The sequence below is a fragment of the Rugosimonospora africana genome, assembly GCF_016862975.1.
GTDB classification, from domain to species: Bacteria; Actinomycetota; Actinomycetes; order Mycobacteriales; family Micromonosporaceae; genus Rugosimonospora; species Rugosimonospora africana.
In genome coordinates this window covers 107974-116680 of sequence record NZ_BONZ01000050.1, presented here as the reverse complement: position 1 = coordinate 116680, position 8707 = coordinate 107974, and the positions used below count along the sequence as shown (strand labels likewise).

The 8707-nt window shown below is 69.0% G+C and carries 8 protein-coding genes; 6 read left to right on the top strand and 2 right to left on the bottom strand.

All coding sequences use genetic code 11. The features are described 5' to 3' along the window. Window positions 1–204: 204 nt before the first annotated feature. From Raf01_RS26705 to Raf01_RS26695, 3 genes are all read left to right on the top strand, one after another. Window positions 205–2463, top strand: a complete 2259-nt coding sequence (locus Raf01_RS26705; RefSeq protein WP_203920764.1) for a glycoside hydrolase — start codon at window positions 205–207, stop codon at window positions 2461–2463. Between the two features lie 199 nt (window positions 2464–2662). Then, window positions 2663–3385, top strand: coding sequence for a VC0807 family protein (locus Raf01_RS26700; RefSeq protein ID WP_203920763.1), 723 nt, complete (start codon window positions 2663–2665; stop codon window positions 3383–3385). Window positions 3386–3588: 203 nt separating this feature from the next. After that, window positions 3589–4311 (top strand): hypothetical protein, encoded by a 723-nt coding sequence (locus tag Raf01_RS26695; protein WP_203920762.1) that lies wholly within the window; start codon window positions 3589–3591, stop codon window positions 4309–4311. A gap of 89 nt (window positions 4312–4400) precedes the next feature. Here Raf01_RS26695 and Raf01_RS26690 read toward each other — a convergent pair whose 3' ends face one another. Further along, window positions 4401–5033 (bottom strand): TetR/AcrR family transcriptional regulator, encoded by a 633-nt coding sequence (locus Raf01_RS26690; RefSeq protein WP_203920761.1) that lies wholly within the window; start codon window positions 5031–5033, stop codon window positions 4401–4403. 270 nt (window positions 5034–5303) lie between these two features. On the opposite strand from Raf01_RS26690, the gene Raf01_RS26685 reads away from it, so the two are divergent. The 3 genes from Raf01_RS26685 (at window position 5304) to Raf01_RS26675 (ending at window position 8156) form a co-directional block, all read left to right on the top strand. Further along, complete coding sequence (locus Raf01_RS26685) at window positions 5304–6314, top strand: carboxymuconolactone decarboxylase family protein (protein ID WP_203920760.1); 1011 nt, start codon at window positions 5304–5306, stop codon at window positions 6312–6314. Between the two features lie 171 nt (window positions 6315–6485). Beyond that, a complete protein-coding gene (locus Raf01_RS26680; RefSeq protein ID WP_203920759.1) occupies window positions 6486–7850 on the top strand; it encodes an MFS transporter in 1365 nt (454 codons plus the stop codon). A 123-nt stretch (window positions 7851–7973) separates the two neighbouring features. Beyond that, window positions 7974–8156, top strand: coding sequence for a hypothetical protein (locus Raf01_RS26675; protein ID WP_203920758.1), 183 nt, complete (start codon window positions 7974–7976; stop codon window positions 8154–8156). On the opposite strand, the gene Raf01_RS26670 is transcribed toward Raf01_RS26675, so the two are convergent. Next, window positions 8142–8600 carry a hypothetical protein gene (locus Raf01_RS26670; protein ID WP_203920757.1) on the bottom strand — a complete coding sequence of 153 codons (459 nt, stop codon included), beginning with the start codon at window positions 8598–8600 and terminating at the stop codon, window positions 8142–8144. The genes Raf01_RS26675 and Raf01_RS26670 overlap by 15 nt on opposite strands. Window positions 8601–8707 lie beyond the last annotated feature (107 nt).

Sequence of the window (8707 nt, the reverse complement as noted above, 5' to 3'; positions counted from 1 at the left end):
GGGCGAGCACGACGTGTGGTCCGACGCCGACTGAGGCCGACGCGTCCGACCCATCGGCGGCGGCCTAGGTTCCGGTCCCTGCGGCAGGTTCACCAGCGGCAAGGTGACCGGCAATGCCTATGGCAATGCTGGGGGAGAAGGGTACCGAGCGCACAGGTAGATGCGCGCCCATCGCATCGTCACATCCTTGAGAGGGGATCGGTCGTGGCAGCACTCCCCGAGCGTGCCGGAATCCTGCGGCGATGGCGCGTCCTGGGCGCTCTGGTCACCGTGCTTGTGATCGTGGCGATGGCGACACCTGGTGTGGTGTTCGCGGCCACGACCGACGACATCAAGCTCGCGCAATCCGACTTGAACGGTCTCGCCTACAACGCCGGCGCGGTTGACGGGGTCGCGGGGCCGCAGACTCGTGCCGCGGTGCAGGCCTTTCAGGGTGACCGGTGCCTCGACGTCGACGGGCTGGTCGGTCCGCAGACGCTTGGTGCGTTGGGCGCCGTGATCAAGTTGGTGCAAGCCGCAGCCTCCGCTGTGCCCAGCGGCGAATACAACGCGGCGACGAAGGCCGCCGTCGCCACCTACCAGGCTTCACACGGCTTGCCGGCGGACGGCATCGCCGGTGCGGACACCATGGCCGCGATGGGAATCGACCGGCTCGATCCGACATGCCACACGGCGCAGGTCTCCGGTTGGCCGGCGCAGACCATCGACGGTGTCGGCGCGTCTGGCGCCTGGTGGCCCAATGACCTCGCCAAATTCTCGACGAGTGCGCAGCAGGCCGTGGCGGATCTACTGTTCGGTTCCCAGGGTATTCAGCTGTCCGCTTACCGGTACAACATCGGAGGCGGCGGAGTCGGAGTGACCGTCCCCGACCGAGCCCCACAGACGATGATGACCTCGGTCGGCAGCTATGACTGGAGCCACGATCCGGGCGGGACCACGTTCGTCACCGACGCCGCTCACGCCGGCGTACCCACGATCATAGGGTTCGTCACCAGCGCCCCCGCCGCGTTCACGACCAACGGCAAGAGTTGCGGTGGCTCTCTGATCTCCGGCGACGAGCAGGCGTACGCCGACTATCTGTCCGACATCGTCGACCACTTCGCGGCTCAGGGCGTCAGCATCAACTATGTCAGTCCAATGAACGAGCCGGACAACAGTTTCAGTAGTTGCGGCCAGGAGGGCATGTCCGTCGACGCCAGTCAACGGGCAACGATCGTACGGACGCTTGGCGCGACGCTCGCCCAGCGCTCACTGCCGGTGGGCATCAGCGCCGACGAGTCGAGTAGAAGCAATTACGCGCTCAGCGAGTGGCCGGCGTGGATGAGCGCATCAGGTGTGTCGCCGTATGTCGCGACGCTGGCACACCATACGTACGACTGGCCGGACGACGGGACCATGACGAACCTTCAGAGCATGAGCCGACTGTACGGGAAGCCGTCCTGGGCCACCGAGATCTGTTGCCACACCAGCATGAGCGGCGGGTTCGCCGCACAGTATGACCCGACTATCGTCGGAGCGCTACCGATGGCCAACGAGATCTACCGCGACTTCGCGTTGACCAACGACACGCAGTTTCACTGGTTCGAAGCACTGTCCAACTCCATCGGCTGTGACCCGTCGACGAGTTCGACGTGCGCCACCACCAAGAACACCAGCGGTTGGAACGACGGGCTGATCTACTACGACCCCAACTACGCCAAAGACGGAAACCAGGCGCTCTACCCCACCAAGCGTTACTACGTGCTCGGCCAGTACAGCAAGTTCATCCGACCGGGCTCGGTGCGCTTCGCGGTAACCGGCACACCCAGCGGCGTCTCGGCCCTGGCCACATCGAACAGTGGCAAGTGGACGGTCGTGGTGACCAATGTCGACACGGCTACGCAGAGCTTTCACGTGCACTTCAACGCGCTCGAAGACATCACCGCGACTGCTGCTTACCGCACCAGCGCCACGCAGAACATCGCGCCCGTCGGGTTGCCCGCGGTGTCAGACGGAGTCGCGTCCCTGACTGTCCCGGGGCAGAGCGTCACGACGTACGTCTTTGCCCAGAACGGAGGGACCGCGGTGAAGGCGGGTGCCTCGGCCGTCATCGGCGCGCAGTCCAAGAAGTGTCTGGACATCACCGGAGGTTCCACCGCGGACGATGCGCCCACCCAGCTCAACACCTGCGACGGGGCACCGAATCAAGGATTCAGTTACACCCCGGCCAGCGAGTTGCGGGTGCTCGGGAAGTGCCTCGACGCGTACCGGCAGGGCACAGTCAACGGCACCTCGGTCGTGCTCTACACATGCAACGGCGGCGCCAACCAGAAGTGGACACTCTCCGCCGATGGCGAGATCCGGGGTGTGCAATCCAACCTGTGCCTCGATGCGCACGGACAGGGTACCGCGAACGGCACTGCTGTCGATCTGTGGAGCTGCAACGGCGGCGCCAACGAGCAGTGGGCGCGACCCGATGAGTAGATCGTGCTACGCCGGCCCCGACGGAGGTGATGCGAGTCCGAGGGGTGGACGCGGATTCCAACCGTGGATGCAATCTTCCGGCGCGTGAACCAACCGGTGGGTGGAGCGAACCCGGGCAGGGGCGGCCACCCTGAGGCTGAGGACAACGGCGCCTCTCGCGAGCGAGTCTGGTGGCCCAGACACGCGAAAGGGAGGCGTCATGACCCGCCCGTCCATCCGTACCGGCACGGCAGAGCCTGACACCCGGGAGGCGCCGCCGCGGCGATCACCGGTCACCGGCGGGGTGTTTGCCCGCAGGGGCGCGCTGCGAGCGGTGCTCACCGTCGTGCTCAACATCGTTGTCCCATTCCTGGTGTACGCGTTGGTGCGACCGAGAGTCGACAGCGACGCCGTCGCGTTGGCGATCGGGGCGTCGATCCCGGTCGCTGCCACCGCGGTCGGGTTCGTTGCGCGGCGCCGGCTCGACCCGGTTGGCGTCGTCGCGATCCTCTCCGCCGCGGTGGCGTTCGTCGTGCTGTTGCTCACGGGCGACAATCCACTGGCCCTCAAGCTGCAGGACGCGCTGGTCACCGGGCCGCTGGGTGCAGTGTGCCTGGTCTCGGTGCTGGTACGCAGACCGCTGCTGGAGTATGTCCGCCGGCTCATCGCGGCCCGCGGGCACCGGGCCCCCTCGGGCCTACGCGGCGCCGCCCTGCGGCACGCCATGTCGGTGCTGACCGCGCTGATCGGCGGCACTCTCTTCGCCCACGCGGTGTTGATGGTGGTCCTCGCACTCACCATGTCGACAGCCACCTTCCTGGGAGCCGGCCGTGCCGCCGGCTGGGTGCTGATCGCGGCCGGCGGCCTGGCGGTGTTCGCCTATCGCAGGCGGATGAGCACCGGTGCCGGGCCGGCGGCGGATGCCGAGCGGGACCCGTCATGAGGCCCGCATAACCTGAGCAGGTGTGTCCGAGTTGTGAGGCTACCATCATCTCGAACATGGGTGTTGTCATTATTTCGACCCGCCGCGTGAACTGCGCGGCCGCCTGTGTTAGCGTCGCAACTCGAACGCCGATGTTCGAGTTCTGGCCGCCACGTCGCATCGACTCCAGCTCGACGTCGAGTCAACCAACGAGGAGAATGCTCATGAGCGTCGACCGCTCGGCACGCGATGTCCGCACCCGCATCCCCGGCGGGCAGAACGCCGACATCGACCCCCGGTTCATCCGGTCCGTGGCGAAACTGACCGGGATCATCGGGGGGCCACTGTTCCTGCTCACCGTCATCGTGCACCCGGCCCGCGACGGGCACGACATCGCGGCGGACGCCAGCTGGTACATTTTCACCCACACCATGGAGGCCATCAGCCTGCTGTTCCTGACGGTGTGCCTCGCCGGAGTCCTGGCGCTGTCCACACGCCGGCTCCGTTCGCGCGGACTGGCCGCGATCTTCACCGCCCTTGTCGGTACGGTGCTGTGGTTCGGTCTGATCGTGTACGACGGCAGCCACAACCCGGCGACGGCGATGTACGCGCCCGACCGCGTACACACCTCCGCGGACGTCGACTTCGAGGGCGGCACCATCGTGCTGACCGCCAACGTCCTCTTCCCCCTGGGTTACGTGTTGCTCGCCGTGCTGCTCGACCGGTGCGGTCGGCGCTGGACCGGCCTGCTGTTGGGATTCGGCGGCGTCGTGTACGCGCTGGGTGGCACGGTGTCGCTGTTCGGCCTCGGGCCGCATTCGATGTTCACGTCGGTCGTCGAGATCCTCGGCGCCGCACCGCTCGCGCTCGGCTACATCATGCTGGGCCGCGCCAGTGCCCAGATCCACGCTGGCGCGAGCGACGCCGTCGGGGTGGGGATCGCGTGAACGCCGGAGCCGACCGTGGGCGTCGCGAACCGTCGATTCTCAGGGCGACCGGCGGCGCCGACCTCGCCGACGGCGTCTGAGGCCGAGCCTCACGCGGAGGGCCGGGCGGCGGGGACCTTCGCGCCGGGCGCGGTGAAGGCGGCGAGGAGCGTGGCCGTGATGAGGCCCGGGACCTGGTCGACCTTGACGCGCCCGGCGGCGGCGTCTTCCGCCGCGGCGTGCATCAGGCTGATGACGGTGGTGACCATCCACCGCTTCGGCAGGTCTGTGCGGAAGGCTCCGCCGCGCTGTCCCCGTTCGAGCAGCGACTGGATGCGACGCACGACCCGGTCGTGCACGCCACGGATGCGTTCCGCGGGCAGTTCGCGTTGAGCGGCCACCAGGATGTTGCGGAACTGGTCGACGATCTGCCACGAGGAGGCGACCAGGCGGGTGAGCGCCTCGGTCGGATCGCCTGTCGTATCGGTCGTCTCGAGGATCTGGTCAGCGTGCTGGATCGTACGCACGAGAGCCGCGTCGATCAGCTCGGCGCGGGTCTTGAAGTGACCGTAGAGCGTGACCCGCCCGACACTCGCGGCGGCGGCGATGTCCACGACGCTCGCGTCAGGATCGCGGCTGAGGCACGCGACGGCCGCGTCGAGGATCGCCTCGACGTTGCGCCGGGCGTCCGCACGCCGCGCCCGCGGAGCCTCGGTGTCCACACGGTCCGACTCCCTCGCCACGGTCACTCCCTCGATAGCTCGCACACCTTTGTTCAGATTACCCCAGGGCTGATCCCCGGAGCCTCGACCCGCCGGTGCCGGCGACGGCGGGACGACATCCGGCTCCGGCTACCCCCACTGAAGCGTTCCAAAAACTCCATAACTAGTACGCCGCTGTACGAGTTATGATGGCACCCAGATCTCAACAGCAGTGTTCGGCTTAGCGCGGAACGCCGGTGGCGGCGCGTGCCGCCGCTCCGGAACCGCCCGCGACTACCTTGGGAGTCCACGATGTCCATCCGTCACGTATCGCCCGTGCCGCGAAAGGCGGCGACCGGTCTGGTTGCCGAGGTCTATGCCCAGTCGACCGCCGATTTCGGCCAAGTCGCCTTCATGATGATGTCCCCCGCGCCGGACCTGCACGCCGCCGCCTGGGCGCTGTTGCGGGAGGCGGAGCTGGTGGGGCACGCCCCCCGGGCCGACAAGGAGGTGGTCACCGTCGCCGTGTCGCAGGCCAACGAGTGCCGGTTCTGCGTCGACGCGCACACCATCATGATCCACGCCACCGGTGAGCATCGGCTCGCCGAGGACCTCCTGCACGGTCGACCTCTTTCCGAACCCTACGACCGGCTCGCCGCCTGGGCGAGGGCCACCCGGACTCCGGGCGCGGCGCAGTTGCGGGAGCCGCCGTTTCCGGCTGAGCAGGCCGCGGAGTTCCTCGGTACGGCCCTCTCGACCCACTTCACCAACCGGATGTTCTCCGTTCTGACCGACGAGCGGCTGATTCCGGGCAACCTGCAACGTTCCCCATCGGTACGTCGAGTGGGGGGCATGACCTACGCCCATACCGTCCGCCGGGAACTGGCGCCGGGCGAAAGTCTGGCTCTGCTGACCGACGTCTCGCTCGGACCGGCGCCGGGCTGGGCGGCCGGCACCCCCATCGGGGTCGCGTTCGCCGCCCTGCGCGGAGCGGCGACCGTGGGCGGCGCGTTGTTGAGCGAAACCAGCCGCGAGATCCTGCGCGCCACTGTCGCCGACTGGGACGGCACGCAACCGGCCTCCGGTTGGCTCGACGCACGGCTGGCCGGCGTCCCGGCGACGGATCGACCCGCGGCCAGAATCGCCCTCTTCTCCGCCCTCGCACCGCACGAGATCAGTGACGCGGACGTCGCCGCCTGGCGGACCGCCACCGACGGCACCGACGGTGACCTGGTGCGCCTGCTCGGGTTCGCCGCCATCACGGTCGTCGACCGCATCGAGGAGGCGCTGGCGCCTCACGGCCTCCACCACCTCTCCGGCTGACCATTCGGCCGTTGCCAGCACGATGCTCATCTCGAAACTTGAACGAGCCAGTACGAGTTATGTACTGTTGAATAACCCGAACATCGCTGTACCAATTGAGTGAGGCGAAGGATGACGACCGATACCCACGCGGGCCCGACGGTCGGTGGTCTTCACACCGTCCGGCGGCCGATGCTCGTTCTGTCACTGCTGGCGACCGCGCAGCTGATGCTGGTTCTGGACGTGACGGTGGTGAACGTGGCGCTACCCAGGATCGGCTCTGATCTGGCCCTTGGCCGGGATTCCGTGCCGTGGGTGATGACGGCCTACACGCTGGCCTTCGGAGGGCTGATGCTGCTCGGCGGCCGGTTGGCGGACCTGGTCGGGCCGCGCCGGATGCTGCCGATCGGCCTGACCGTCTTCACGGCCGCGTCGTTGGTCTGCTCGCTGTCCGGCGACGCACCGATGCTGATCGCCGGCCGGATCGCCCAGGGCATCGGCGCGGCTCTGCTCTCGCCGGCGGCGTTGGCGTTGGTGACGGCGAGCACCGCGGGTGAGGCTCGGGCAAGGGCGCTGGCGGTGTGGGGAGCGCTGAGTGGCGGCGGTACCGCGCTCGGCGTCGCCCTGGGCGGCCTGCTCACCTCGGCGCTCGGCTGGCAGTGGATCTTCGTGATCAACGTTCCGATTGGCATCCTTGTTCTGGTCGCGATTCCGCTGCTGACGCCCGCCTCGCAGCGCACCGCCACTGCCGGGCGGTTCGACATCCCGGGCGCTGTGCTGGTCACGGCGGCCACCGGGGCAGTGATCTACGGTCTGGTCAACGCGGGTGGCCACGGGTGGACCGCACGCTCGACACTGGTGCCGCTGGCCGGCGGAATCGTCGGCTGGGCGCTGTTCGCCCTCGTGGAGCGGGCCACCCAGGCGCCCCTGCTGAAGGTCGGACTCCTGCGGCAAGGTCCGGTCGCGGCGGGTGCCTTCCTCATGGTGGTCGCCACCGGGCTGATGGTGGGCGGATTCTTCGTCGGCTCGTTCACCCTGCAGCGCGCGCACGGCTACAGCGCGATCGAGGTCGGACTGGCGTTCCTGCCGGTCGCGGTCGCCGTGATCGCCGGGGCGCATCTCGCCGGTCGGTTGCTCGCCCGCGTCCCGGCCCGGGCGGTGGCCGTCGTCGGGCTCGCGCTCGCCGCGGCGGGAGAGGGCCTGGTAGCGGTGTTCACCGCCCCGGCCAGCGTGATCGCCGGGCTCGCCGTGGCCGCGCTGGGCATCGGCGCCACCTTCGTCACCGCGTTCACGGCCGCCCTCGCGACAGCCGACCCCGACACCGCCGGCCTCCGGTCGGCCCTCGTCTCCACCTTCCACGAGCTCGGTGGGGCGGTCGGCGTCGCCGTACTCTCCACAATGGTCGGCACCGCGCTCACCGCCAGCCGACCGTCGGCCGGCGACTTCACCCCCGCCTTCACCGCCGGCGCGATCGCTGCCGCCGTTGCCGCCATCGTCGCGGCCGCACTGGTCCCCTCCACCGTCCGGACCCCAGGGCGCGGTCACGCACACCACTGAGACCGGCATCAGCCCTCGACGTGACCCAATAACCTCTCGGAGTATCCGTGACTCAACCATCCGGCCCAGGAGCCCCCGGTCAACCGTTGTATCCCACGGGCCCGTTGCATCCCGGGGGGAGCGGTGCCGCCCGGCGCGCAGTTCCCGCCGGGCGTGCCGGTGCCACCGCGACGGTCTGCCGCGAAGCCGCTCATCATCGCCGCGGTCGTGGTGGCGGTACCCGCCGACGAGTTGAACAAGGGCGCGCAGGCCATCGCACGCACGGTGGTCGACTGGGTCACCTCCGCCTCGCTACGCCTCCCGTAGCAGGGCCAGGAGGTGGGTCCAGGTGTCGACGGCGGTCGCCCAGTCGGGAACCCTTTCCCCAGGGGCCCGAGCGCCGGTCCCGCCCAGGAACAGGTAGCGGTGTTCGACCTCTTCCAGGTAGGCCAGCACGTCGAGGCGGTCGTCGACGAAGTGGGTGATGCCGAAGCGCTGGCATACCGGTGCCTTATCGCGGCGTTCCCGGACGAAGTGCAGGTTGGCGGCGGGGATGCCGGTGCGGTCGAAGAAGTCGTGGTGGGTCAGCCACGCGCGGGTGTTGGCGGCCACCTTGGGGCCGGCCTTGGAGACCAGGTGGACCCGCGACGCGAACGGCTGGACGGTCAGCGCGGCGAGCGCGTCGAAGACTCCCGCCACCGCTGGCGTCTGCAACGGCCGGTCGCCGAAGAACGAGGTGTCCTCGTCCCGGTCGGCCAGGGCGACGATCACGCCGCCGACGTCAACGCCCAGCGTCGGCGGCCGTGTCCAGCCCGGGCCGCGGTACGGCGCGCGGGGCTGGACTCCTCGACGCTGACCAACCCGCTGACGCGCCACTC

Bases quoted from the DNA above. Each gene is read 5' to 3' on its own strand.
- Raf01_RS26700 (WP_203920763.1), top strand. From the start codon at position 2,663: ATGACCCGCCCGTCCATCCGTACCGGCACGGCAGAGCCTGACACCCGG.
- Raf01_RS26695 (WP_203920762.1), top strand. From the start codon at position 3,589: ATGAGCGTCGACCGCTCGGCACGCGATGTCCGCACCCGCATCCCCGGC.
- Raf01_RS26685 (WP_203920760.1), top strand. From the start codon at position 5,304: ATGTCCATCCGTCACGTATCGCCCGTGCCGCGAAAGGCGGCGACCGGT.
- Raf01_RS26680 (WP_203920759.1), top strand. From the start codon at position 6,486: ATGCTCGTTCTGTCACTGCTGGCGACCGCGCAGCTGATGCTGGTTCTG.